Below are 24,001 nucleotides of genomic sequence, written 5' to 3'. Positions count from 1 at the left end.
ACTGCTAGGTAGAAGACCATGGCACGACTAAAAGAGATTTACCGGAAGGAAATCGCACCGAAACTTAAGGAAGAACTTAAGCTTTCGAACGTGATGGAAGTTCCGCGCGTTACCAAAATCACCCTGAACATGGGTCTGGGCGAAGCGATCGGCGACAAAAAAGTCATCGAGCACGCTGTTGCTGACCTGGAAAAGATCACCGGCCAGAAAGTCGTTGTGACCTACGCTCGGAAATCCATCGCTGGCTTTAAAGTCCGTGAAGGTTGGCCGATCGGCGTCAAAGTGACCCTGCGCCGTGAGCGTATGTACGAGTTCCTGGATCGTCTGCTGTCGATCTCCCTGCCTCGGGTTCGCGACTTCCGCGGCCTGAATGCCAAGTCCTTCGATGGTCGTGGCAACTACAGCATGGGCGTAAAAGAGCAGATCATTTTCCCGGAAATCGATTACGACAAGATCGATGCTCTCCGCGGTCTGGACATTACCCTGACCACCACTGCCAAGAACGATGATGAAGGTCGCGCACTGCTGCGTGCTTTCAAATTCCCGTTCCGCAACTGATTGGAGTAGGAAAATGGCCAAGATGAGCATGAAAAACCGCGAGCTGAAGCGTCAGCTCACGGTTGCCAAGTACGCCAAGAAGCGTGCAGCACTGAAAGCTATCATCGTTGATCTGAACGCAAGTCCAGAAGCGCGTTGGGAAGCTACAGTAGCTCTGCAGAAGCAGCCACGTGATGCAAGCGCTTCGCGCATGCGTAACCGCTGCCGCCTGACCGGTCGTCCACACGGCGTTTACCGCAAGTTCGGCCTTGGCCGTAACAAACTGCGTGAAGCGGCAATGCGTGGTGACGTACCTGGTCTGGTTAAAGCCAGCTGGTAAGCACTATCAAAGTCTCGGCGCTCGGGATCGCAAGATCCTGACCGCCGGCGACCTTGAACTTGAATCAAGCCCCTATTGGGGCTTGATTCATTTGTGGGGTGTGTCTAGAATACCCGGCTCGCCTGAGCCCGTGCTTTTTTCGTGCGGAGTTTCTCGGCGAAGGTAGTAGCCGCAAGGCTTATTTTTTTGTATTAGGAGCGTCTAGCCCATGAGTATGCAGGACCCGTTAGCGGACATGCTAACTCGAATCCGTAATGCCCAGATGGCTGAAAAGTCCGTCGTAAGCATGCCGTCTTCCACGTTGAAGGTGGCTGTAGCTAAAGTCCTGAAGGACGAAGGTTACATCGCGGGTTATCAGATCAGCAGCGAAATCAAGCCACTGCTGTCCATCGAGCTGAAGTACTTCGAAGGCCGTCCGGTCATCGAGGAAGTGAAGCGCGTTAGCCGTCCAGGCCTGCGTCAGTACAAGTCCGTCGATGATCTGCCAAAAGTTCGTGGCGGTCTCGGTGTGTCTATCGTCTCCACCAACAAAGGTGTGATGACGGATCGTGCTGCGCGCGCTGCCGGTGTCGGCGGCGAAGTTCTTTGCACTGTGTTCTAAGGGGGGATAAGCATGTCTCGCGTCGCTAAGAACCCCGTTAAGCTGCCAGCCGGTGTCGAAGTAAAATTCGCAGGCCAACAGCTTTCGGTGAAGGGTGCCAAGGGTACTCTTGAACTGAACATCCATTCGTCCGTTGAGATCGTTGAAGAAGCTGGTGAGCTGCGTTTCGCTGCTCGCAATGGCGATCAACAAACTCGCGCAATGGCCGGTACCACTCGTGCGTTGGTAAACAACATGGTCCAAGGCGTAAGCCAAGGCTTCGAGCGCAAGCTCCAGCTGGTCGGTGTTGGTTACAAAGCGCAAGCAAAAGGCACAGTGCTGAACCTGGCTCTTGGCTTCTCGCACCCAGTGGATTACGAACTGCCGGAAGGCATCACCGCTGAGACTCCTAGCCAAACCGACATCCTGATCCGGGGTATCGATAAGCAGCTGGTAGGTCAAGTGGCCGCCGAGATCCGCGACTTCCGTCCACCAGAGCCGTACAAAGGCAAAGGTGTGCGCTACGCGGACGAAGTCGTCCGTCGTAAAGAAGCCAAGAAGAAGTAGGGCATAGCAAATGACCGACAAAAAAGTTACTCGACTGCGTCGCGCTCGCAAAGCACGCCTGAAAATGCACGAACTCGAAGTCGTGCGTCTCTGCGTGTTCCGTTCGTCGCAGCACATCTACGCCCAGGTCATTTCGGCCGACGGCAACAAAGTCCTGGCAAGTGCCTCGACTTTGGATAAAGAACTGCGTGATGGCGCCACTGGCAACATCGACGCGGCCACTAAGGTTGGCCAGCTGGTCGCTACGCGTGCTAAAGCCGCTGGCGTCTCGCAGGTGGCTTTCGACCGCTCTGGCTTCAAGTACCACGGCCGCGTCAAGGCGCTGGCTGATGCTGCTCGTGAAGCTGGGCTGGAGTTCTAAGTTATGTCAAATAACGACCAAAAGCGCGACGAAGGCTACATCGAGAAGCTGGTTCAAGTTAACCGCGTAGCCAAAACCGTTAAAGGCGGCCGTATCTTCACTTTCACCGCGTTGACCGTGGTTGGTGATGGTAAAGGGCGCGTTGGCTTCGGCCGTGGCAAGTCGCGTGAAGTGCCTGCTGCGATCCAGAAGGCAATGGAAGCTGCTCGCCGCAACATGATCCAAGTTGATCTGAACGGCACCACTCTGCAGTACGCAATGAAGTCCGCCCATGGCGCTTCGAAGGTGTACATGCAGCCTGCTTCTGAAGGTACCGGTATCATCGCTGGCGGCGCTATGCGTGCTGTCCTCGAAGTTGCTGGCGTTCAGAACGTTCTGGCCAAGTGCTACGGCTCGACTAACCCGGTAAACGTGGTTCACGCCACTTTCAAAGGTTTGAAAGCTATGCAGTCTCCTGAATCCATTGCCGCCAAGCGTGGCAAAAGCGTCAAGGAGATCTTCTGATCATGGCTACCGTTAAAGTAACGCTGATCAAAAGCATGACCGGCCGCATCCCTAACCACAAACTGTGCGTTAAGGGTCTGGGTCTGCGTCGCATCGGTCACACTGTAGAAGTCCAGGATACTCCCGAGAATCGCGGGATGATCAACAAGGCTTACTACATGCTGCGTGTCGAGGGTTAATCGATGAAACTCAATGATCTGAGTCCAGCGCCGGGTTCCCGTCGCGAAAAGCATCGTCCGGGCCGTGGTATCGGTAGTGGTTTGGGTAAGACTGGTGGCCGTGGTCACAAAGGTCAAACCTCCCGCTCCGGTGGCACCATTGCTCCAGGCTTTGAAGGCGGTCAACAGCCGCTGCATCGTCGCCTGCCGAAGTTCGGTTTCGTTTCCCTGAAAGCTATGGACCGCGCAGAAGTGCGTCTGTCCGAGCTGGCTAAAGTGGAAGGCGACATCGTCACCGTGCAGTCCCTGAAAGATGCCAACGTGATCAACGTCAACGTTCAGCGTGTGAAAATCATGCTGTCCGGCGAAGTTACTCGCGCTGTCACCATCGGAAAGGGAATCGGCGCCACCAAAGGTGCGCGTGCGGCTATCGAAGCAGCTGGCGGCAAGTTCGAGGAATAAATGGCTAAGCAAGGTGCTCTCTCTGCGCTCGGCAAAGGCGGTATGTCTGAACTCTGGGCTCGTCTGCGTTTTCTGTTCCTGGCGATTATCGTCTACCGAATAGGCGCACACATCCCGGTTCCAGGTATCAACCCGGACCGACTCGCAGACCTGTTTCGACAGAATGAGGGGACCATTCTTAGCTTGTTCAACATGTTTTCCGGCGGCGCGCTGGAGCGGATGAGCATCTTTGCGCTGGGGATCATGCCGTACATTTCGGCATCGATCATCATGCAACTGATGACAGCCGTCAGCCCGCAGCTGGAGCAGTTGAAGAAGGAAGGTGAAGCTGGCCGTCGCAAGATCAGCCAGTACACCCGCTACGGCACTGTCGTCCTCGCTCTCGTTCAGGCTATTGGCATGTCCATTGGCCTGGCGGGGCAGGGCGTTGCGTTCACTGGTGACTTTGGCTTCCATTTCGTCGCGGTATCCACGTTTGTGGCTGGTGCGATGTTCATGATGTGGCTGGGTGAGCAGATTACTGAGCGTGGTGTTGGCAACGGTATCTCGATGTTGATTTTTTCGGGTATCGTCGCCGGTCTTCCGAGAGCAATCGGGCAGTCTTTCGAGTCTGCGCGTCAGGGTGATATCAACATCTTCGCCTTGGTTGCCATCGGTTTGCTGGCAGTAGCGATTATCGGTTTCGTGGTGTTCATTGAGCGTGGTCAGCGTCGTATTGCTGTTCACTACGCCAAGCGTCAGCAGGGCCGCAAGGTGTTTGCTGCGCAGACTAGCCACTTGCCGCTGAAAGTGAACATGGCCGGTGTTATTCCGGCTATTTTCGCGAGCAGCATTTTGCTGTTCCCGGCTTCGTTGGGTGCCTGGTTTGGTCAGTCTGAAGGTATGGGCTGGTTGCAGGACATCTCGCAGTCGATCGCTCCTGGTCAGCCGTTGAATATTCTGCTGTTTAGTGCAGGGATTATTTTCTTCTGCTTCTTCTATACGGCGTTGATGTTCAATCCGAAAGACGTAGCGGAAAACCTGAAGAAGTCCGGTGCCTTTATTCCGGGTATCCGTCCAGGTGAGCAGTCTGCGCGCTATATTGATGGCGTTCTGACTCGCTTGACCATGTTCGGTGCTCTTTATATGACGGCCGTGTGCTTGTTGCCCCAGTTCCTGGTGGTTGCAGCAAACGTTCCGTTCTACCTTGGCGGGACCTCGTTGCTGATCGTGGTCGTGGTTGTGATGGACTTCATGTCCCAAGTACAATCGCACCTCGTTTCGCACCAGTACGAATCCCTGATGAAGAAAGCCAACCTGAAGGGTTACGGCAGCGGCATGCTGCGCTGACCCATAAGGTTCGAGGAGTTGGTGATGAAAGTTCGTGCATCGGTGAAAAAGCTGTGCCGTAACTGCAAGATTATTCGCCGCGAAGGTGTTGTTCGAGTAATTTGCAGCGCGGAACCGCGTCACAAACAGCGCCAAGGCTGAGTGTGATTGTGCTTCAAGCCCAGCAGCTAGTGCGCTGCTGGGTTGATTATTTGTTATTACAGCGATATTATCTCGCGCCCTATTTCTTGGCTTCCGGGGCGTAGGTAGCTGTCAATTGGAGTCCCACTGAATGGCCCGTATTGCAGGCGTCAACATTCCAGATAACAAGCATACTGTTATCTCGCTGACCTACATCTATGGTGTTGGTCGCACAACTGCACAGAAGATCTGTGCAGTGACTGGGGTAAACCCAGCCGCAAAGATCAAGGATCTGAGCGACGAGCAGATTGAACAGCTGCGTGGCGAAGTGGCGAAGTTCACCACTGAAGGTGACCTGCGTCGCGAAATCAACATGAAAATCAAGCGCTTGATGGACCTCGGTTGCTATCGCGGTCTGCGTCATCGTCGTGGTCTGCCAGTACGCGGTCAGCGTACCAAGACCAACGCGCGTACCCGTAAAGGTCCGCGTAAGCCGATCCGCAAGTAATCGCCCCAGCGAATCGACAGGAATTTAATCATGGCAAAACCTGCTGCTCGTCCTCGTAAAAAAGTCAAAAAGACAGTGGTTGATGGCATCGCCCACATCCACGCGTCTTTTAACAACACAATCGTGACCATCACCGACCGTCAAGGTAACGCTCTTTCCTGGGCTACCTCCGGTGGTTCGGGTTTCCGCGGTTCCCGCAAGTCCACCCCGTTTGCTGCTCAAGTAGCTGCTGAACGTGCTGGTCAAGCTGCGCTGGAATATGGCCTGAAAAACCTCGACGTTAACGTCAAAGGTCCAGGTCCAGGTCGTGAGTCCGCTGTCCGTGCTTTGAACGGCTGTGGCTATAAGATCGCCAGCATCACCGACGTGACGCCAATCCCGCACAACGGGTGCCGTCCGCCGAAGAAGCGCCGCGTGTAATCCAGGAGATTGTAAAGAATGGCTCGTTACATTGGTCCAAAATGCAAACTCGCTCGTCGCGAAGGCACCGATCTCTTCCTGAAGAGCGGCGTGCGCGCGATCGAATCGAAGTGCAACATTGAAGCAGCACCTGGTATCCACGGCCAACGCCGCGGTCGCCAGTCCGATTACGGCACCCAACTGCGTGAAAAGCAGAAGGTCCGTCGTATCTACGGCGTTCTCGAGCGTCAATTCAGCGGCTACTACAAAGAAGCTGCTGGCAAGAAAGGCGCAACTGGCGAAAACCTGTTGCAGCTGCTCGAATGCCGTCTGGACAACGTTGTATACCGTATGGGCTTTGGTTCGACTCGTGCCGAATCCCGTCAGCTGGTATCGCACAAATCCGTCAGCGTTAACGGTCAGACCGTAAACGTTCCGTCCTACCAGGTTCGTGCTGGTGACGTAGTCGCGATTCGCGAGAAAGCAAAGAACCAACTTCGCATTGTCCAAGCTCTCGATCTGTGTGCCCAACGTGGCCGCGTAGAATGGGTAGAAGTAGACACTGAGAAGAAGTCGGGCGTTTTCAAGAACGTTCCTGCTCGCAGTGATCTGTCCGCCGACATCAACGAAAGCCTGATTGTCGAGCTCTACTCCAAGTAAGGGCTAGAAAATAGGTGCATCCATGCAGATTTCGGTAAATGAGTTCCTGACACCCCGCCATATTGATGTGCAGGTTGTCAGTCCAACCCGCGCCAAGATCACTCTCGAGCCTCTCGAGCGTGGTTTTGGCCACACCCTGGGCAACGCGCTGCGCCGCATCCTGTTGTCCTCAATGCCCGGCTGTGCAGTAGTCGAGGCCGAGATTGACGGTGTGCTCCACGAGTACAGCGCCATCGAAGGTGTACAGGAAGACGTAATTGAAATCCTGTTGAACCTTAAAGGTCTGGCTATCAAGCTGCACGGCCGTGACGAAGTTACGCTGACCTTGTCGAAGAAGGGTTCGGGGGTGGTTACCGCTGCCGATATTCAGCTGGATCATGATGTCGAGATCGTTAATCCCGATCACGTAATCGCTAACCTGGCGTCTAACGGCGCCCTGAACATGAAGCTAGTAGTAGCTCGTGGTCGTGGTTATGAACCGGCCGACTCGCGTCAGAGCGATGAAGACGAAAGCCGCAGCATCGGTCGCTTGCAGCTTGACTCTTCGTTCAGCCCGGTTCGCCGTATCGCATACGTGGTGGAAAACGCCCGTGTCGAGCAGCGTACTAACCTGGACAAGCTGGTTATTGATCTGGAAACCAACGGTACTCTGGATCCTGAAGAGGCTATCCGCCGCGCTGCAACCATTCTGCAACAGCAGTTGGCTGCGTTCGTCGACCTCAAAGGTGACAGCGAACCAGTGGTAATCGAGCAAGAAGACGAGATCGATCCGATCCTGCTTCGCCCGGTTGACGATCTGGAACTGACTGTACGTTCGGCTAACTGCCTTAAGGCGGAAAACATTTACTACATCGGCGACCTGATTCAGCGTACCGAAGTAGAACTGTTGAAGACTCCGAACCTTGGCAAGAAATCCTTGACTGAAATCAAGGACGTTCTGGCCTCCCGCGGTCTGTCCCTCGGCATGCGCCTCGACAACTGGCCGCCTGCAAGTCTTAAGAAGGACGACAAGGCGACTGCCTGATCGTCGTAATCACCGAACGTTGTGTTTGGTAAGGAATGAACCATGCGTCATCGTAAAAGTGGTCGTCACCTGAGCCGCACCAGCTCGCACCGCAAGGCCATGTTTCAAAACATGGCGGTGTCGCTGTTCGAGCACGAGCTGATCAAAACTACACTGCCAAAAGCTAAAGAACTGCGTCGCGTTGCTGAGCCGCTGATCACTTTGGCCAAGACAGACAGCCTGGCTAACCGCCGTCTGGCTTTCGACCGTACTCGTTCGAAAGCTATCGTTGGTAAGCTCTTCAACGACCTGGGCAAGCGTTACGCTACCCGTGAGGGTGGCTACCTGCGCATCCTCAAGTGCGGTTTCCGCGCTGGCGACAACGCGCCTATGGCGTACGTCGAGTTGGTTGATCGTGCTGTCGGCGGTGAAGCTGTATCCGCTGAGTAAGACGTCAGTCTGAAACGAAGAACCGGGCCTAGTGCCCGGTTTTTTGTGCCTGTAAGAAATGCGCTCTACGTACAAGCTTCAAACCTTTTCCTGTCTGCACTATATGCGTGGGTTGATTATTAGTATTTTTCTATCGATGTCTGCAGATTAATGAATTTGTGACTGCCATATTGATGATTAATACTCCCCCCAGGCCGATTAGCCGGCAGTTCCAAGACTGACACAGGAAGAGATCGCATGAGCCAGAATAAAACGCTTACCACCGCCAGTGGCGCGCCCGTCGCCGACAACCAGAATTCCCGTTCCGCTGGTCCTCGTGGCCCGCTGCTGCTCGATGACTTTCACCTGATCGAGAAGCTTGCCCACTTCAACCGTGAAAACATCCCGGAGCGCCGCGTACACGCGAAAGGCTCGGGTGCTTACGGTACGTTCACCGTTACCCACGATATTACCCAATACACCAGTGCCAAGCTGTTTGAGTCCGTTGGCAAGCAAACCCCGACCTTTCTGCGTTTCTCCACAGTGGGCGGCGAGCGCGGCTCAGCAGATACCGAGCGCGATCCGCGTGGTTTTGCGCTGAAGTTCTACACCGAGGAAGGCAACTGGGACATCGTTGGCAACAACACGCCAGTGTTCTTCATCCGTGATCCGTTGAAGTTCCCGGACTTTATCCACACCCAAAAACGTTTGCCGCAAAGCAACCTGAAAAGCGCACAGATGATGTGGGACTTCTGGTCGCACTCGCCTGAGGCGTTGCACCAGGTCACCATCCTGTTCTCGGATCGCGGCATCCCTGATGGCTATCGTCACATGCACGGTTTTGGCAGCCACACCTACAGCCTGATCAGCGCCAAAGGCGAGCGTCACTGGGTTAAATGGCACTACAAGACCAAACAGGGCATCAAGAACCTGGCGCCGGCAGAAGCTGCGCGCCTGGCAGGTACTGACCCGGATTACGCTCAACGCGACCTGTTCGGTGCAATCGAACGCGGTGACTTTCCGAAATGGCGGGTATGTATCCAGATCATGACCGAGGCCCAGGCCGCGGCGCATTACGAGAACCCGTTCGACGTGACCAAGACCTGGTCGCAGAAGGAATTCCCGCTGATCGAAGTCGGTGAGCTTGAGCTCAATCGAAACCCGCAGAACTACTTCGCTGAAGTCGAGCAAGCGGCGTTTGGCCCGAGCAACATGGTGCCGGGTGTGGGTTTGTCGCCAGACCGTATGCTGCAAGGTCGAGTGTTTGCCTACGCCGATGCCCACCGCTACCGTGTTGGCACCAATCACCAGCAGTTACCGGTGAATGCGCCGCGCAGCCCGGTCAACAGCTATCAGCGCGACGGCTCCATGGCATTTGGCAGCAACGGTGGCAGTACACCGAACTACGAGCCTAACAGCTACGCCGGTGCACCGAAGCAAGCTCCACAATACGCAGAGCCAGCACTGGCCCTGAACGGCGCGGCCGATCGTTACGATCACCGGGAAGATACGGATTACTACAGCCACGCCGGTGCGTTGTTCCGCTTGATGAGCGATGAGCAGAAAACCCTGCTGATCAACAACATTGCCGGTGCTATGTCGGGCGTTTCCAGTGATGTGGTTCAGCGTCAGCTGCAGCACTTCTACAAGGCAGATGCTGCTTACGGAGAAGGCATCGCAAAGGCCTTGGGTGTACAGCTTAACTAAGTCTAAACGATAAGCAGAACCGCCCTCATTTGGGCGGTTTTTGCGTTATTTAAGCTAGTTTTCTCGGAGTATCTTCGCTTTTATCGCGCTATTCGAGTGACCTATCAGTCCGCTTGGTTCAAACTACAGCCTTTCAAGCAGGGAGATGTAGGGCGATGCAAGGCCACCCAGACGTAATCGATTACCTCAACACGTTGCTCACCGGCGAACTGGCAGCGCGTGATCAATATTTCATCCATTCGCGGATGTATGAGGACTGGGGCTTTACCGAGCTCTACGAGCGCATCAATCACGAGATGGAAGAAGAGGCCCAGCACGCCGATGCGCTGATGCGCCGAATCCTCATGCTGGAAGGCACGCCACGCATGCGTCCGGACGATCTGGACGTTGGCACCACGGTGCCTGAGATGCTCGCTGCCGACTTGCGCCTGGAATATAAAGTTCGTGCCGCGCTCTGCAAAGGCATCGAACTCTGCGAGTTGCACAAGGATTACGTCAGTCGCGAGATCCTGCGGGTTCAATTGGCTGACACCGAAGAAGATCACACGTACTGGCTGGAGAAGCAGTTGGGTCTGATCAAACTGGTCGGCCTGGAAAACTACCTGCAATCGCAGTTCTGATGCTATGCCTGACTTGTAGGAGCACGGCTTGCCGGCGATGGCGTCCTTGAAATCGCCATCGCGAGCAAGCTTGGCTCCTACAAGTCAGGTACAAAAAAGCCCCGGTCACTGATGAAGTGGCCGGGGCTTTTTCATGTGCGGACGTTAAGCCCGGTCGCGCTCCAGGAGCGGCTTGAGGTAGAAACCGGTATGCGACTGCTTCATCTCGGCGACTTCCTCCGGTGTACCCACGGCAATGATCTGCCCGCCCTTGGAACCACCTTCCGGCCCAAGGTCCACCAGCCAGTCAGCTGTCTTGATCACGTCCAGGTTGTGCTCGATCACCACCACGGTGTTGCCGTGATCGCGCAGGCGATGGAGCACATCAAGCAGCTGCTGGATATCCGCGAAGTGCAGGCCGGTGGTCGGCTCGTCGAGGATGTAGAGGGTTTTGCCGGTATCGCGCTTGGACAACTCGCGGGACAGTTTCACCCGCTGGGCTTCACCGCCCGACAGGGTGGTCGCCGATTGCCCCAGCTTGATGTATGACAGGCCCACATCCATCAACGTCTGTAGCTTGCGCGCCAGCGCCGGAACCGCATCGAAAAACACCCGGGCTTCTTCGATGGTCATTTCCAGGGTTTCGTGGATGCTCTTGCCCTTGTACTTGATCTCCAGGGTTTCGCGGTTGTAGCGCTTGCTCTTGCAGACGTCGCACGGGACATAGATGTCCGGCAGAAAGTGCATTTCCACCTTGATCAGGCCATCGCCCTGACAGGCCTCGCAACGTCCGCCTTTCACGTTGAAGGAGAAACGTCCCGGACCATAGCCGCGTGAGCGCGATTCCGGCACGCCGGCAAACAATTCACGGATCGGTGTGAACAGCCCGGTGTAGGTCGCCGGGTTGGAGCGCGGCGTACGGCCGATCGGGCTTTGGTCGATGTCGACGACTTTGTCCAGATGCTCAAGGCCCTTGATGCTGTCGTGGGCAGCGGCTTCCAGGGTGGTTGCACCATTCAGTGCAGTCGCGCTGAGCGGGAACAGGGTGTTGTTGATCAGTGTCGACTTGCCGGAGCCGGACACGCCGGTCACGCAGGTCAGCAAGCCAATCGGAATCTCCAGGTCGACGTCGCGCAAGTTGTTGCCCCGGGCGCCCTTGAGCGACAACGAGAGCTTCTTGTTGCGTGCTGTGCGTTTGGCCGGGACTTCGATTTTCACGCGGCCGGACAGGTATTTACCCGTCAGCGAATCAGGGTGCGCCATGACCTCGGCGGGTGTGCCTTCAGCGACGATATGTCCGCCATGCACACCGGCACCCGGGCCGATGTCCACTACATAGTCGGCCAGACGAATCGCATCTTCGTCGTGCTCGACCACGATCACCGTGTTGCCGATATCGCGCAGATGCTTGAGCGTTCCCAGCAGTCGATCGTTGTCGCGCTGGTGCAAGCCAATCGACGGTTCGTCGAGAATGTACAGCACGCCCACCAGGCCGGCGCCGATCTGGCTGGCCAGACGAATACGTTGTGCTTCACCGCCAGACAGCGTGTCGGCACTGCGGTCCAGCGACAGATAGTCGAGACCGACGTTGACCAGGAACTGCAAGCGCTCGCGGATTTCCTTGAGAATCTTGTCGGCAATTTCGCCGCGTCGACCGGTCAGTTTCAGCGTGCCGAAGTAATCGGACGCATCGCCGATCGGCAGGTTGGTCACCGCCGGCAGTGTCTTCTCGCCGACCCACACATGCCGCGCTTCACGGCGCAGGCGAGTACCGCGGCAATCCGGGCAAGGCTGGGTGCTGAGGAACTTGGCCAGTTCTTCGCGCACCGAAGCGGACTCGGTTTCGCGGTAGCGACGGTCCAGGTTCGGCACGATGCCTTCGAACGGGTGCGAGCGTTTGACGATGTCGCCACGGTCGTTCAAATATTTGAAATCGACGTTCTGCGTGCCGCTGCCGTGCAGGATGACCTTCTGCTGATCGGCTGGCAGCTGGTTGAACGGCACTTCCAGGCTGAAGCCGTAATGCGAAGCCAGTGAACCGAGCATCTGGAAGTAGTAGACGTTACGCCTGTCCCAGCCGCGAATCGCCCCTTCAGCCAGGGTCAGCTCGCCATTGACCAGGCGCTTGATGTCGAAGAACTGCTTAACCCCCAAGCCGTCGCAGGTCGGGCAGGCGCCTGCTGGATTGTTGAAGGAGAACAGCTTGGGTTCCAGTTCGCTGATCGCATGGCCGCAGATCGGGCAGGCGAAGCGTGCGGAGAAGATCATTTCTTCGCCCGGCTCGTCGTCCATCGGCGCGACCAGCGCAATTCCGTCGGCCAGTTTCAGCGCCGTTTCGAACGACTCGGCCAGCCGCTGTTGCAGATCGGCGCGGACCTTGAAGCGGTCGACCACGACATCGATCGAGTGCTTCTTCTGTTTATCCAGCTTCGGCAGTTCGTCCAGCTCGAAGAGCTTGCCGTTGACCCGGGCCCGGACAAAGCCCTGGGCGCGCAGTTCTTCGAAGACCGAAAGGTGTTCGCCCTTGCGCTCGCGGATCACCGGCGCGAGCAGCATCAACTTGCTGCCTTCGGGCTCGGCGAGGACCAGGTCGACCATCTGGCTGACGGTCTGCGCTTCCAGCGGAATGTCGTGATCCGGGCAGCGCGGAATACCCACGCGAGCATAAAGCAGGCGCAGGTAGTCGTAGATTTCGGTGATGGTGCCGACTGTCGAGCGCGGGTTGTGCGAGGTCGACTTCTGTTCGATGGAGATGGCTGGCGACAGACCTTCGATGGTGTCGACGTCAGGCTTTTCCATCATCGACAGGAACTGCCGGGCATAGGCCGACAGCGACTCGACATAACGTCGCTGGCCCTCGGCGTACAGCGTGTCGAATGCCAGGGAAGACTTGCCGGACCCGGACAAACCGGTGATGACGATCAGTTTGTCCCGCGGCAGGGTCAGGTCGATGTTCTTCAGGTTGTGGGTTCGAGCCCCACGAATCAGGATCTTGTCCAAGGTGGCCTCGCTTGGCGGGCGTCGAAAACGTAGGAGTATACGGGCAAATACTGGATGGATGCACACTATCAAATGACGCTTGCTGAACGGCGCCTGACAACGGCGCGAGGCAGGCTCGCGACAAAGCGTCGCCCTATACCCCGTCAACCGATGGGACTGGTAGAATCGCCGCCGGTTCACATGAGGTTATTCCATGCACGATCCCCACAGCGAACGCATGAGTGGTGGCGAGACCCGCGCAGCAAGCGGTCTGGCCCTGGTGTTCGCCTTCCGTATGCTTGGCATGTTTATGGTGTTGCCGGTGTTGGCGACCTATGGAATGGATCTCGCAGGAGCGACTCCGGCGCTCATCGGTCTGGCGATTGGCGCTTACGGCCTGACTCAGGCGATTTTTCAGATTCCGTTCGGGATCATTTCCGACCGTATCGGCCGCCGCCCGGTGATTTACCTGGGGCTGATCGTCTTCGCCCTCGGTAGCGTTTTGGCCGCCAATGCCGATTCGATCTGGGGTGTGATCGCCGGACGAATCCTGCAAGGCGCCGGGGCGATTTCCGCGGCGGTCATGGCCTTGCTGTCGGACCTGACCCGCGAACAGCACCGCACCAAAGCCATGGCCATGATCGGCATGACTATCGGTCTGTCGTTCGCCGTGGCCATGGTGGTCGGGCCGCTGCTGACCCGCGCCTTTGGTCTGTCCGGCTTGTTCCTGGCGACGGGCGGCATGGCGCTGTTTGGCATCGTGATCGTGATGTTCATGGTGCCGCGTGCCACCAGCCCGTTGCATCACCGCGAATCCGGCGTTGCCCGTCAGGCGCTGATCCCGACGCTCAAGCATCCGGACCTGCTGCGCCTGGACCTGGGCATTTTTGTGTTGCACGCGATGTTGATGTCGAGCTTCGTCGCGTTGCCATTGGCGCTGGTCGAAAAAGCCGGATTGCCCAAGGAGCAGCACTGGTGGGTGTACCTGACCGCGCTGCTGATTTCGTTCTTCGCCATGATCCCGTTCATTATCTACGGCGAGAAGAAACGCAAAATGAAACGAGTTTTACTCGGTGCGGTCAGTACGCTGATGCTCACTGAGCTATTCTTCTGGCAGTTCGGCGACAGCTTGCGGGCTTTGGTGATTGGTACGGTGGTGTTCTTCACCGCGTTCAATCTGCTCGAAGCTTCGTTGCCGTCGCTGATCAGCAAGGTTTCACCGGCAGGCGGCAAGGGCACGGCGATGGGGGTTTATTCCACCAGTCAGTTCCTCGGTTCGGCACTGGGCGGGATCATGGGCGGCTGGATGTTCCAGCATGGCGGTCTGTCGGCTGTGTTCCTTGGATGCGCAGGACTGGCTGCCCTCTGGTTGGCCTTTGCTGTTACCATGCGTGAACCTCCCTATGTGACGAGCCTGCGCTTGCCGTTATCGCCCGAAGCGATCCGCGAAGCTGGTTTGGTCGAGCGCCTGCTGGCCGTCGTTGGGGTAACAGATGCAGTGGTGGTTGCTGATGAAGCGGCCATTTACATCAAATTGGACACCGAACTATTGGATCGCACGACCCTCGAGAGCCTGGTCAACAACCCGGCCCCGACTGCGTGCGAAGCCTAGGAGAACGTTATGGCCCGTGGGGTTAACAAAGTCATATTGGTCGGCACTTGCGGCCAGGATCCCGAAGTTCGCTACTTGCCTAACGGTAACGCCGTGACCAACCTGAGTCTGGCGACCAGCGAACAATGGACCGACAAGCAAACCGGCCAGAAAGTCGAAAAGACCGAATGGCACCGTGTATCGATGTTTGGCAAGGTTGCGGAAATCGCCGGTGAATACCTGCGTAAAGGTTCGCAGGTCTACATCGAAGGCAAGCTGCAAACCCGCGAGTGGGAAAAAGACGGTATCAAGCGTTACACCACTGAAATCGTGGTCGACATGCAGGGCACCATGCAGCTGCTGGGCGGCCGTCCACAGGGCGACCAACAGGGCCAGGGCGGCGGTAACAACTACCAGCAATCCGCTCCGCGTCAGCAAGCTCCGCGTCCGCAGCAGTCGGCTCCGCAACAGCGTTCGGCTCCGGCACCACAGCAGGCCGCACCGCAGCCAGCTCCGGATTTCGACAGCTTTGATGACGATATTCCGTTCTGATCATCAGATCCGCCGGATATAGACAAAAGGCCCGCAGCTAACGCTACGGGCCTTTTTCTTTGGGCGCTTTCCGGGGGATAAGTCGTTCAGTCGAGTATCAGGTGCGGCAGGAAGCGGCTTGAGTCTTTGGTGATCAAACTGTTGTCCTCGCGCACGCCGATGCCGGCCGCCTGATCGCCGATCACCCAGGAGCCGATCAGCGTGTAGCTGTCGCCGAACTTCGGCAGCGGGGCGAACTCCTGGAGGATGAACGGCGCGTCGGTGTACGGCCCGTCTTCCTTTACGACCAGACCATCCGGGGTCTGCAGCTCGATGTTGGCGCCTTCGCGGGAGAAGAACGGCTTGCGTACCCAGCCTTTCGGCACCGGTTTGCCAGGCTCGGGATCCAGGTGGGTGGCAAGCAGGTTCGGGTGCCCTTTATTGAACTCCCACAGCAAAGGGAGGATGCCTTTGTTCGAGATGATCGATTTCCAGGCGGGCTCGAAAAACTGCGTGTCACTCTGGGCGATGGCTTCACCAAACGGCTCGTGGAAAATGAATTCCCAGGCGTGCAGTTTGAACAGGTGAGGAATCCAGCGTTCTTCGAGATCGACGAAGCGTCCTTCGCTGTTGAGGCCGATGTCTTCGATATCGATGTGGCGTGACTCGATCCCGACTTTTTCCGCGATCAGCCGCAAGTAGTCGGTAGTGCCTTTGTCTTCGACCGAGGCTTTCATCGAGGCGAAGTAGAAAGGCAGTTTGATCTGCAGCTGCGCAAAGGCCTGGTGCAGCTTGGTGTCGATGCTGTTGAACTGATCGGCATGGCTGGGCAGCAAGCCGCGTTCGATGCATTGCTCCAGCCAGCCCCACTGGAACGCCGAGGCCTCGTACAAACTGGTGGGCGTGTCGTAGTTGAGTTCCAGCAATTTGGCGGGGCCGCTGCCGTTGTAGGAGAAGTCCAGGCGACCGTAAAGGTGCGGATGGCCTTCACGCCATGAAGTACGAATCATGTCGAAGAAGGGCGCCGGAATGCTCAGGCGCTCCAGCAGCTCTTCGCTCTGCACCACCCGATCGACCAGGTCCATGCACATCTCATGGAGCTCGGTAGTCGGGTCTTCGAGATCGTTCTCGATCTGCTTGAGCGTGAATTGGTAATACGCGCTCTCGTCCCAGTAGGGCTCGTCGTCGATGGTGTGAAACATGAAACCGAGGTTTTCGGCGGTCTGCTTCCAGTCGTGACGTTCCTGGCAGAGGATTTTCTTCATGGCGCTCGCTCCTTAACTGCTCGATCGACCGGAACTGCTCGAGCCACCCCAGCCGCTGCGGGCGCTGGCTTGGCTGCCAAAGCCGCCCCGGGAAGTGGACGATGCCACCGAGATTGGCTTGGAACTGCTCGACTTGAACGTAGAGCTGCTGTAGCCGCTACCGTATTTCGCCTGCTCGGACTTGGTGAAACTCGAGCCGGTGGCGATGCGCTGGCTGAGCGTCGACGATGAGTAATCGCCACGTGAGTCGCGGTAGCGGTAAACCGGTTCGGAGTTGTAGCTGCCCCGGTTGCTGTTCAACATGTTGCTGATCAGCATGCCGGCTAGAAGGCCGTTGACCATTCCTCCTGAACCGCCTGAGCTCGCCTCGGAGGCGGGCAGTTGTGCTTTGGCGGCGTCCAGCTGGGTCTGGGTGACTTCGCCATTGGCTGCCAGCTCGAAGCCGCCGAGTTTTGGAATGAACTTGCCGGTGGAGTCCTGTTGGCACCAGTCAGCGACAAAGTCGGCGTCGCAATCGGCCTGGCTGTCATACAGCGGCGCAATGCGACGGTGTTCGGTGAGGGCGGTCATGTAGGCGTTGGAGCAGACACTCACCGGAAGCTTTTGATCCACGCACTGCTGCACGGATTGAAAGTTGAACTTCTGATTCACTGTGTAGGTTTTTTCTGTCGGCCCGCAACCGGATATTGCGACGGCGACCGATGCCGCCAGGGACAGTTGAACGTACTTGCTTCGTTTCATCATTGCCTCCGTGGCGCGATCAGTTCTGCGAAGGGGTCATGCACGCAGCATTGAGCAGGCCAACGCTGATGGCGACGGCTGCGACGTAGATGGCGGCAGCGATTTCGCCATTACGGATGCGTTCGGAGGTGCCTTTAAGCACCAGGCTGGTCATCAGGAACGCCAACAGTTGCACCACTGCGGCAATCAGTGCCCACACGGCGAAGTCCAGCAGGTTGACCGAGTAGGCAATCACATTGCTCGCCGGGATCGCGAAACCGATGATGGCGCCGGACAGGGCGATGGCGGCCGCGGTGTTGCCGGAGCGAATCAGTTCGAACTCTTTGTGCGGCGTGATGCGGGTGTAGACGAACTGGAAAATCGCGAACAGCAGGGCGGCACCGATGATGTACGAAACAAATCCCAGGACGGCGGCTTTGTTCAGCGAGACGGAGAGTGCTTCTAGCATGGGCTGTTCCTTTTTAAAGAGTAGTGAGGTCGGTGGTGTACAGCGAGATACCCAGTGAGGTGCTCAAGCTGATGCTGCCTTCGGCGTCTTCTTCGACCGAGAACAGCAGGAATTCGCGGCGGTCGGTCAAACCGGTCTCGCGGGCGTAGAGCATCGAGCGATGTTCCACGACGTAGGACTGATCCGGATTGCTGACCTGCTCAGTGAAGGCCACCAGCTCGGTCTGCCCGGCCTCGGTGCCCCATTCGCGGCTGTATTCGACGCCGTCATGGGTGTAGGTCGGCAGGCCGATCAGGCTGTCCGGCCCCGCGAGCCTGCGCAGTTCGGATTCACTGTTGAGGGTGACGTAGCTCTGGTAGTTGAACAGGATCACCGACTCGACCTGGCCAGCGACGGCGCCAGTGGTATGAACCTGCAGCCAGAAGTCTTCATCGTCCATGTAGTAGCGCGAAAGCCAGGTCGACTGGCCGAGGTCAACAGTGCCGACGCTCCAGATCTGCTGGGTGCCGGGAATGACCACGCTGGTTTTTTCGTCAAGCAACAGCTTGAGGGTAGTGTCGAACACCAGCGCTTTGCCCTGGCCGAGCCCGAGGGGGCCGGCAACCGGTGCGCTGTCCTTGGGTGTCGGGGCCTCAAGGCCCATCAGCTGTTTAAACCATCCCATGGGTGATTTCCTTTAGGCGGGTGGAAGGGGTATTGATCGAAGGCTGTTGTGGGCCCTTGGCGCGATGGCCGATGAGGAGCGCCAACTCGCCCAGGCTGGCGCTGGCGCTGGCAACGCGTACGCGCAAGGCGATGGCAAGGCCGCCCCGTCCAGACGTGTGGAAGAGCGACACTGCGTACATGCGTAAAAAGAGGAATGTCGACATTCGTCCCTGGCTCCCTGGGGTGACGCGTCCTTGACGAATAAACCCGCTGCGGACGTTTTTGGTGCCTGCGTGTTTACCGGGCTGCATTAGACCTGCTGCGCGGCCTGGAGAGAAGTAGCCGGGCTGCAATAAAACCGGCGAATGCGCCGCCAATATGCCCTTCGAATGAGGTGCCCTGGCGCGGAATAAAGCCGAAAATCAGGCTTGCGTAGAGGAGGGCGACAATGCTGGCGATCAGAACGTTGCTCCAGCTGCGGTGGAACCAGGCACGCGCCAGAAGGTACGCCCAGAGGCCAAAGACCCAGGCGCTGGCGCCCACATGAACGCCGTTGAAACCGAACAGCCAGACCAGCGAGCCGCCGAACAGAATGATGATTGCGCTGACGGCCGCAAAGCGTTTGAAGCCCTCGGCGATCACCAGGGTTCCCAGCACCAGGAACGGCACCAGGTTGGCGATCAAGTGCGCGAAGGATATGTGCAGAAACGGTGAGGTCACAATTCCGACGAGGCCGTGGGCGGTTCGGGGGACCAGGCCGAATATCGTCAGGCTGTAGCCTGTCAGTACGTTCAGCAGGTGGATCGCGACCATCAGCATGGCCAGGCCTGCGATGATCTTGAAGCCGCTTACCCTGTCCATACTTGTCCTCGAATCAACAAAAAGAAGGGCACGTCGGTGCCCTTGCTTCTGAGTGCTTGCGTAAGCCGGTTACTCGGCCGATTGTTTTTTCAGGCGGTCCAGAATCGAGTTCGCACTGCCCTGGTCCGGTGTGATGCCGGCTTCGCGCAGCTTGCGCTCCAGGTCGTTGCCGGTGGACGCGTCCGCCAGTTCGTCGCTCGCTTCCAGCTCGGCAGCACGTTGTTCCTGCTTGGCCTGCAGACGATTCAAGGTGCCGACGGCGGTTTCCAGTTTGCCGTTGGCGCCGCCGCTGGCGATGGAGGCGCTGACCTGCGCTTTCTGTACGCTTTCACGGGCCTTGGCCATGTCCACTTGTTGGCGCAGGCTCTTGATGCGGGCTTCGGCCTTGGTGATGTCCTTGCGCATTTTGTCGGCGTAGGCACCGAACTCGGTGGTTTGCTTCTGTTCGGCGTCGTGTTCGTTGGTCAGGGTCGAAATGGCTTCGGCCACTTCCAGAGCCAGGTCTTCACGGTTGGCCTGGAGCGCGGCCATGGCCTTGGATTCCAGGTCCTTGATCTTGGCGTTGTACTGCGCCACGCGCTCGGCCGAGAGTTTGTGCTTGGCCATGATGGTGACCAGTTCGCGCTTGGCGTTTGCCAGAGCGCTGTCGGCGTCGCGGATTTCCTGATCGAGGATGCGCAGGGCCTGTTGGTCGGCGATGGCTTCGCCGACTTCGCTGGCACCGCCACGCAGTGCGGTGAACAACTTGCTCCAGATCGATTGGTTTTGCATGCGTCGGTACTCCCGAAAATTAGTTGAAGAAGCTTTCGAAGGCTTCGCTGGCGCGCTGAACGTTGTCGACGAGCGTTTTGATTTCGGTCACGACGTTGGTCAGGCTGGACTCGGAACTGAGCGCACCGAACATGTTGTAGACGGTCTGGCCGTTGGGCATGGATTCGATACCGATCGACGACAGCGGGAACATTTCCCGGCTGCGCAGCACGGCATCGTTGAAACGCTGCACGTCCTTGATGGATTCGAGATCGACCAGCACCGTGTCGACGATGATTTGCTCGCCGACGACAGCGATGTAAATCGGCAGCCCGCCAAACTCGTTCATTTCAAGCTTGATGCTCTGCTCGGAGCCTTGAATCAACGTCAGGGTGATTTCGTTGGATACCACCTCATCAAGGGCCTGCAGGGCGCTGAAGAGGCGATCGATGTTCCAGTTGTTACCTGCGCTCATGTAATCCTCCAACATGAATGAACCAGCCAGGATCGGCTGGCGTAGCTGTTTCTCCATTTGCTTGAGCAGGCTCCGGTTTTCGGGAAGCACCCAAGTTTCATGTTTCACATAGCCGGCGGCGCTAAGTCCTCCGCGCATCTGCTTCATATAGAAGCTCGATGGTTTTTTCGCGGAGGGTTTCGAGCGCTCTCCCTGGCTGCTCGCGGGTGTTGTGTCTGAGGCTGCTGGAGAGCGACGTTTCATTGCAGTGGCTCCGCTTTATTTTGTATCACGCGTGAGAACACTACAGATAAACTCAGGCACTCTCAACAACTCACGCGTGAGATTTTTAATCGACTGATTTTCATCACGAAAAAAGGCCCGTAGCGTGTCAGCGCTACGGGCCTTCGGGTTTTGATGGAGACAGATTCAGTGACTGGTCGTCAGGAAGTCATCGGTGGACACCACCGTTGCATAGGCAAATCCCAGGGCCGACATGAAGGCCGCGTGTACCTGGGCCGCCGGAACGATAACCCCGTTGAACTCCAGGTCACGGGTGGCGCAGGCGTCGTAGATCACTGTGACGCCGTAGCCAAGATCGGCCGCGGCACGTGCGGCGCCATCGATGCACATGTGGCTCATGCTGCCGACGATCACCAGGTTGTCGATGCCGTGTTGGTCAAGGATCACCTCCAGTTCGGTTTCGCGGAACGCGTTGACGAAGTGTTTGAGCACCACCGGTTCATGGCTGCGGTTGCGGACTTTTTGGTGCAGCTGCGCACCCTCCGAGCCCGGTGTGAAAAACGGCGCGGTGTCAGAGGTGAATTCGTGGCGGATATGCACCACCTGATCACCGGCATCACGGAAGACCTGGATCACCCGCGCGGCATTGTCGGCAGCCGCGTCGGCGCCGACCAGCGGCCATTTGCCTTGAGGGAAGTAGTCATTCTGGATATCGACTACGATGAGCGCTTGCTTGGCCATGGGGGTTTCCTCGGAAGGGTTGGTGTGGAACGAAGTATTGGGTTTCGCCGGCCGTTCGAGGATTGGCCGCACCGACAATAGAAGGGGGAAAACTGACAATGGGCGTAGAACGCGCAGTCGCCGAGTTGGGCGTGCTGATCTATCCCGACGCGCAGATGGCGGCGGTGCATGGTTTGACGGATTTGTTCGGTGTCGCGAATCGCATTGCCGCCGAGCATCAGAGCGTGCAACTGCCATTGTTGCGAGTCAGCCACTGGCAGGCGGATGCGGAGCATGCGCCCCAACGCATTTACGACAGTCATCCCGCTGCTGACGGCGCACTGATAGCGCTGTTGATCCCGCCCTCGATTGGCGGCTTTTCCGAAGGTCAGGCATCGCCTGCGCTTATTCAGTGGATTCGCCAGCAACACGCGGCCGGCGCGACCCTTGGCGGGGTGTGCGTGGGGTCTATTCTGTTGGCCGAAAGCGGTCTGCTCGACGGTCGCCGGGCCACCACTCACTGGACCTCGGCGAAAAAATTCGCCGAGCGTTACCCGAAGGTCACGCTCAACGCCGACAAACCCATCGTCGACGACGGCGACCTGATCACCACTGGCGGATTAATGGCCTGGTCGGAGCTGGGCTTGCGGCTGGTCAATCGTCTGATGGGGCCGAGCATCGCCACCAGCACTGCGCGTTTTCTGGTGATCGAACACAGCGACAGTGCGAGCGAATGCGGGAGCAACTTCGCACCGATTCTGAGTCACGGCGATGCAGCGATTCTCAAGGTTCAGCACTGGTTGCAAGCCAACGGTGCGGTGGAGGTGTCGCTGAGCGCGATGTCGCAGCAGGCAGGGCTGGAAGAGCGGACATTCCTGCGGCGCTTTCGAGCTGCGACCGGTTTGAAACCGACCGAATACTGCCAGCACCTGCGAGTCGGCAAGGCCCGGGAAATGCTTGAGTTCACCAACGGCACCATCGATCACATCGCCTGGAACGTCGGCTACTCGGACCCGAGTGCGTTTCGCGCCACGTTCAAGAAAATCACCGGCCTGGCACCGAGTGACTATCGCGCACGATTCGGGGTGACGCCCCCCGCACGGCAATAAGCAACACAGCCCCTGCGTGAAGCGCACAAAAACGCAGCCCGAAGGCTGCGTTGGTTTGAAGGATCAGTGCCCGGCGACAATCTGTGCCGAACCCTGCACCGGCTCGGCATACACCGGGCCGAGGCGATCGAGACGACCGCTCCAGGCGGTCAGCGCCAACGCGACCAGCACCACCAGACCACCAATCCACGCAGTATGGATCAAGCCCATGTGGGCGACGATCAACCCGCCACCCCAGGCACCGCCAGCGATGCCGAGGTTGAAGGCGGCGATGTTCAGACCCGAAGCGACGTCCACCGCGTTCGGTGTGTGATGCTCAGCCTGACGCACCACATACACTTGCAGGCCAGGCACGTTGCCGAACGCCACGGCGCCCCAGACCAGTACGGTGGCCAGTGCCAGCCAAGGATTACCGGCGGTGAAGGTCAGTACGAACAGCACCGCGGCGAGCAGGGCGAATATCAGTTTCAGCGCGCTGATCGGGCCGCGTTTATCGGCCAGTTTGCCGCCCCAGATGTTGCCGATGGCCACCGAGACTCCGTAGACCAGCAGCACCAGGCTGACGGTGCTGGCGCTGAAGCCGGAAATATCCTGAAGAATCGGTGCCAGGAACGTGAAGGCGATAAACGAACCGCCGTAACCGACTGCCGTCATGGCGTACACCAGCAGCAAACGCGGTTGTTTCAGTACCTGCAATTGCTGCAACAACGACGCGGGTTTGCTGTGGGCGATGTTTTTTGGCACGTAGATCAGGCTGCCGATGAATGCAATCACACCCAGCGCCGACACGGCGAGGAAGGTCTCGCGCCAGCCGAAATGTTGACCGATAAAGGTCCCCAACGGCACGCCGGTCACCAGGGCCACGGTCAGGCCGGTGAACATGATGGCAATCGCGCTGGCGGCTTTTTCTTTCGGCACCAGGCTGGTGGCGATGGTCGAGCCAATCGAGAAGAACACCCCGTGGGCCAGGCCGGTGACGATTCGCGCAATGACCAGCGATTCGTAACTCGGGGCTTTCCAGGCCAACAGGTTGCCGAGGGTGAACAGCACCATCAGCGACAGCAGCAACAATTTGCGTGGGACCTTGCCAGTCAGGGCGGTGAGCACGGGCGCGCCAATGGCGACACCCAGCGCGTAAAGGCTGACCAGCAGGCCGGCCGACGGCAGGCTGACGCCAAGGTCGGCACCGATGGTGGGTAACAGGCCAACGATGACGAACTCGGTCGTCCCGATGGCAAAAGCGCTAAGGGTCAGCGCGAGCAAGGCAATGGGCATGGCTGCAACTCCGGTGGTTTGATTCAGGAGCGCAGTGTCGGGGTTGGGTTCTTGCGGAAAAATAGCGAGACGGGCATTTGATATTTGACCTTTAAGCAAAGATCAAAGTCGCGTAACCGAAAACCG

At 57.8% G+C, this 24,001-nt stretch carries 31 protein-coding genes; 20 read left to right on the top strand and 11 right to left on the bottom strand.

Translation table 11 applies throughout. From position 1 onward, the window contains the following. Window positions 1-18: 18 nt before the first annotated feature. The 17 genes from rplE (at window position 19) to bfr (ending at window position 10,284) form a co-directional block, all read left to right on the top strand. Window positions 19-558, top strand: a complete 540-nt coding sequence (gene rplE, locus AABM55_RS26245; protein WP_003210069.1) for a 50S ribosomal protein L5 — start codon at window positions 19-21, stop codon at window positions 556-558. 13 nt (window positions 559-571) lie between these two features. Then, a complete protein-coding gene (gene rpsN / locus AABM55_RS26240; protein WP_003176414.1) occupies window positions 572-877 on the top strand; it encodes a 30S ribosomal protein S14 in 306 nt (101 codons plus the stop codon). Window positions 878-1,085: 208 nt separating this feature from the next. Further along, window positions 1,086-1,478: a 30S ribosomal protein S8 gene (rpsH, locus tag AABM55_RS26235; protein ID WP_003186040.1), complete on the top strand. Its 393-nt coding sequence runs from the start codon at window positions 1,086-1,088 to the stop codon at window positions 1,476-1,478. Window positions 1,479-1,490: 12 nt separating this feature from the next. Then, window positions 1,491-2,024, top strand: a complete 534-nt coding sequence (rplF, locus tag AABM55_RS26230; protein WP_007896774.1) for a 50S ribosomal protein L6 — start codon at window positions 1,491-1,493, stop codon at window positions 2,022-2,024. A gap of 10 nt (window positions 2,025-2,034) precedes the next feature. Continuing rightward, complete coding sequence (gene rplR, locus AABM55_RS26225) at window positions 2,035-2,385, top strand: 50S ribosomal protein L18 (RefSeq protein WP_003186037.1); 351 nt, start codon at window positions 2,035-2,037, stop codon at window positions 2,383-2,385. Between the two features lie 3 nt (window positions 2,386-2,388). Further along, entirely contained in the window at window positions 2,389-2,889 is a 501-nt protein-coding gene (gene rpsE, locus AABM55_RS26220) for a 30S ribosomal protein S5 (RefSeq protein WP_003186035.1), read from the top strand. A 2-nt stretch (window positions 2,890-2,891) separates the two neighbouring features. Further along, window positions 2,892-3,068, top strand: coding sequence for a 50S ribosomal protein L30 (gene rpmD / locus AABM55_RS26215; RefSeq protein ID WP_003176408.1), 177 nt, complete (start codon window positions 2,892-2,894; stop codon window positions 3,066-3,068). A 3-nt stretch (window positions 3,069-3,071) separates the two neighbouring features. Further along, on the top strand, window positions 3,072-3,509 hold the full coding sequence (gene rplO, locus AABM55_RS26210; RefSeq protein ID WP_003228720.1) for a 50S ribosomal protein L15: 438 nt from the start codon (window positions 3,072-3,074) through the stop codon (window positions 3,507-3,509). Then, on the top strand, window positions 3,510-4,838 hold the full coding sequence (gene secY / locus AABM55_RS26205; RefSeq protein ID WP_003228718.1) for a preprotein translocase subunit SecY: 1,329 nt from the start codon (window positions 3,510-3,512) through the stop codon (window positions 4,836-4,838). A 24-nt stretch (window positions 4,839-4,862) separates the two neighbouring features. Beyond that, window positions 4,863-4,979, top strand: coding sequence for a 50S ribosomal protein L36 (gene rpmJ, locus AABM55_RS26200; RefSeq protein ID WP_002555468.1), 117 nt, complete (start codon window positions 4,863-4,865; stop codon window positions 4,977-4,979). A 130-nt stretch (window positions 4,980-5,109) separates the two neighbouring features. After that, window positions 5,110-5,466, top strand: a complete 357-nt coding sequence (gene rpsM, locus AABM55_RS26195; RefSeq protein ID WP_003186020.1) for a 30S ribosomal protein S13 — start codon at window positions 5,110-5,112, stop codon at window positions 5,464-5,466. A gap of 30 nt (window positions 5,467-5,496) precedes the next feature. Next, window positions 5,497-5,886, top strand: a complete 390-nt coding sequence (gene rpsK, locus AABM55_RS26190) for a 30S ribosomal protein S11 (RefSeq protein WP_002555466.1) — start codon at window positions 5,497-5,499, stop codon at window positions 5,884-5,886. Window positions 5,887-5,904: 18 nt separating this feature from the next. Next, entirely contained in the window at window positions 5,905-6,525 is a 621-nt protein-coding gene (gene rpsD, locus AABM55_RS26185; protein ID WP_003210056.1) for a 30S ribosomal protein S4, read from the top strand. Window positions 6,526-6,547: 22 nt separating this feature from the next. After that, window positions 6,548-7,549, top strand: coding sequence for a DNA-directed RNA polymerase subunit alpha (gene rpoA / locus AABM55_RS26180; RefSeq protein WP_007924176.1), 1,002 nt, complete (start codon window positions 6,548-6,550; stop codon window positions 7,547-7,549). 42 nt (window positions 7,550-7,591) lie between these two features. Next, the gene (gene rplQ, locus AABM55_RS26175; protein WP_007924175.1) at window positions 7,592-7,978 is read left to right on the top strand and encodes a 50S ribosomal protein L17; all 387 of its coding nucleotides are present in this window, start codon (window positions 7,592-7,594) and stop codon (window positions 7,976-7,978) included. A 237-nt stretch (window positions 7,979-8,215) separates the two neighbouring features. Further along, window positions 8,216-9,664 carry a catalase gene (locus tag AABM55_RS26170; protein WP_103318369.1) on the top strand — a complete coding sequence of 483 codons (1,449 nt, stop codon included), beginning with the start codon at window positions 8,216-8,218 and terminating at the stop codon, window positions 9,662-9,664. 155 nt (window positions 9,665-9,819) lie between these two features. Continuing rightward, on the top strand, window positions 9,820-10,284 hold the full coding sequence (bfr, locus tag AABM55_RS26165) for a bacterioferritin (protein ID WP_054594275.1): 465 nt from the start codon (window positions 9,820-9,822) through the stop codon (window positions 10,282-10,284). Window positions 10,285-10,428: 144 nt separating this feature from the next. Here bfr and uvrA read toward each other — a convergent pair whose 3' ends face one another. Beyond that, window positions 10,429-13,263, bottom strand: a complete 2,835-nt coding sequence (uvrA, locus tag AABM55_RS26160; RefSeq protein ID WP_054594274.1) for an excinuclease ABC subunit UvrA — start codon at window positions 13,261-13,263, stop codon at window positions 10,429-10,431. A gap of 193 nt (window positions 13,264-13,456) precedes the next feature. Here uvrA and AABM55_RS26155 point away from each other — a divergent pair, with 193 nt between their 5' ends. Both AABM55_RS26155 and AABM55_RS26150 read left to right on the top strand, forming a co-directional pair. Then, window positions 13,457-14,854: an MFS transporter gene (locus AABM55_RS26155; protein ID WP_054594273.1), complete on the top strand. Its 1,398-nt coding sequence runs from the start codon at window positions 13,457-13,459 to the stop codon at window positions 14,852-14,854. Between the two features lie 9 nt (window positions 14,855-14,863). Further along, window positions 14,864-15,385 (top strand): single-stranded DNA-binding protein, encoded by a 522-nt coding sequence (locus AABM55_RS26150; protein ID WP_053162823.1) that lies wholly within the window; start codon window positions 14,864-14,866, stop codon window positions 15,383-15,385. Window positions 15,386-15,471: 86 nt separating this feature from the next. On the opposite strand, the gene AABM55_RS26145 is transcribed toward AABM55_RS26150, so the two are convergent. From AABM55_RS26145 to AABM55_RS26105, 9 genes are all read right to left on the bottom strand, one after another. Next, complete coding sequence (locus AABM55_RS26145) at window positions 15,472-16,629, bottom strand: glutathionylspermidine synthase family protein (RefSeq protein ID WP_347928141.1); 1,158 nt, start codon at window positions 16,627-16,629, stop codon at window positions 15,472-15,474. Window positions 16,630-16,641: 12 nt separating this feature from the next. Beyond that, on the bottom strand, window positions 16,642-17,370 hold the full coding sequence (locus tag AABM55_RS26140; RefSeq protein ID WP_054594271.1) for a DUF1190 domain-containing protein: 729 nt from the start codon (window positions 17,368-17,370) through the stop codon (window positions 16,642-16,644). Between the two features lie 19 nt (window positions 17,371-17,389). Next, entirely contained in the window at window positions 17,390-17,818 is a 429-nt protein-coding gene (locus AABM55_RS26135) for a DUF350 domain-containing protein (RefSeq protein WP_054594270.1), read from the bottom strand. 13 nt (window positions 17,819-17,831) lie between these two features. Continuing rightward, on the bottom strand, window positions 17,832-18,482 hold the full coding sequence (locus AABM55_RS26130) for a DUF2491 family protein (protein ID WP_054594269.1): 651 nt from the start codon (window positions 18,480-18,482) through the stop codon (window positions 17,832-17,834). After that, window positions 18,469-18,687: a hypothetical protein gene (locus AABM55_RS26125; RefSeq protein ID WP_347928140.1), complete on the bottom strand. Its 219-nt coding sequence runs from the start codon at window positions 18,685-18,687 to the stop codon at window positions 18,469-18,471. Before AABM55_RS26125 ends, AABM55_RS26130 begins: the two co-directional genes overlap by 14 nt. A 73-nt stretch (window positions 18,688-18,760) precedes the next feature. Further along, window positions 18,761-19,324, bottom strand: coding sequence for a rhomboid family intramembrane serine protease (locus AABM55_RS26120; RefSeq protein WP_347928139.1), 564 nt, complete (start codon window positions 19,322-19,324; stop codon window positions 18,761-18,763). Window positions 19,325-19,393: 69 nt separating this feature from the next. Continuing rightward, on the bottom strand, window positions 19,394-20,095 hold the full coding sequence (locus AABM55_RS26115) for a PspA/IM30 family protein (RefSeq protein ID WP_054594266.1): 702 nt from the start codon (window positions 20,093-20,095) through the stop codon (window positions 19,394-19,396). 19 nt (window positions 20,096-20,114) lie between these two features. Further along, on the bottom strand, window positions 20,115-20,792 hold the full coding sequence (locus AABM55_RS26110; protein WP_054594265.1) for a YjfI family protein: 678 nt from the start codon (window positions 20,790-20,792) through the stop codon (window positions 20,115-20,117). A gap of 165 nt (window positions 20,793-20,957) precedes the next feature. Continuing rightward, complete coding sequence (locus AABM55_RS26105) at window positions 20,958-21,512, bottom strand: cysteine hydrolase family protein (RefSeq protein ID WP_347928138.1); 555 nt, start codon at window positions 21,510-21,512, stop codon at window positions 20,958-20,960. A 98-nt stretch (window positions 21,513-21,610) separates the two neighbouring features. Between AABM55_RS26105 and AABM55_RS26100 the strand changes: the two genes are divergently transcribed. Next, on the top strand, window positions 21,611-22,600 hold the full coding sequence (locus AABM55_RS26100) for a GlxA family transcriptional regulator (RefSeq protein WP_347928137.1): 990 nt from the start codon (window positions 21,611-21,613) through the stop codon (window positions 22,598-22,600). 63 nt (window positions 22,601-22,663) lie between these two features. Here AABM55_RS26100 and AABM55_RS26095 read toward each other — a convergent pair whose 3' ends face one another. After that, the gene (locus tag AABM55_RS26095) at window positions 22,664-23,875 is read right to left on the bottom strand and encodes an MFS transporter (RefSeq protein WP_019693863.1); all 1,212 of its coding nucleotides are present in this window, start codon (window positions 23,873-23,875) and stop codon (window positions 22,664-22,666) included. Window positions 23,876-24,001: the final 126 nt, after the last annotated feature.

The organism is Pseudomonas helvetica, assembly GCF_039908645.1.
Lineage (GTDB): Bacteria > Pseudomonadota > Gammaproteobacteria > Pseudomonadales > Pseudomonadaceae > Aquipseudomonas > Aquipseudomonas helvetica.
This window is presented reverse-complemented; position numbering and strand designations above follow the sequence as displayed.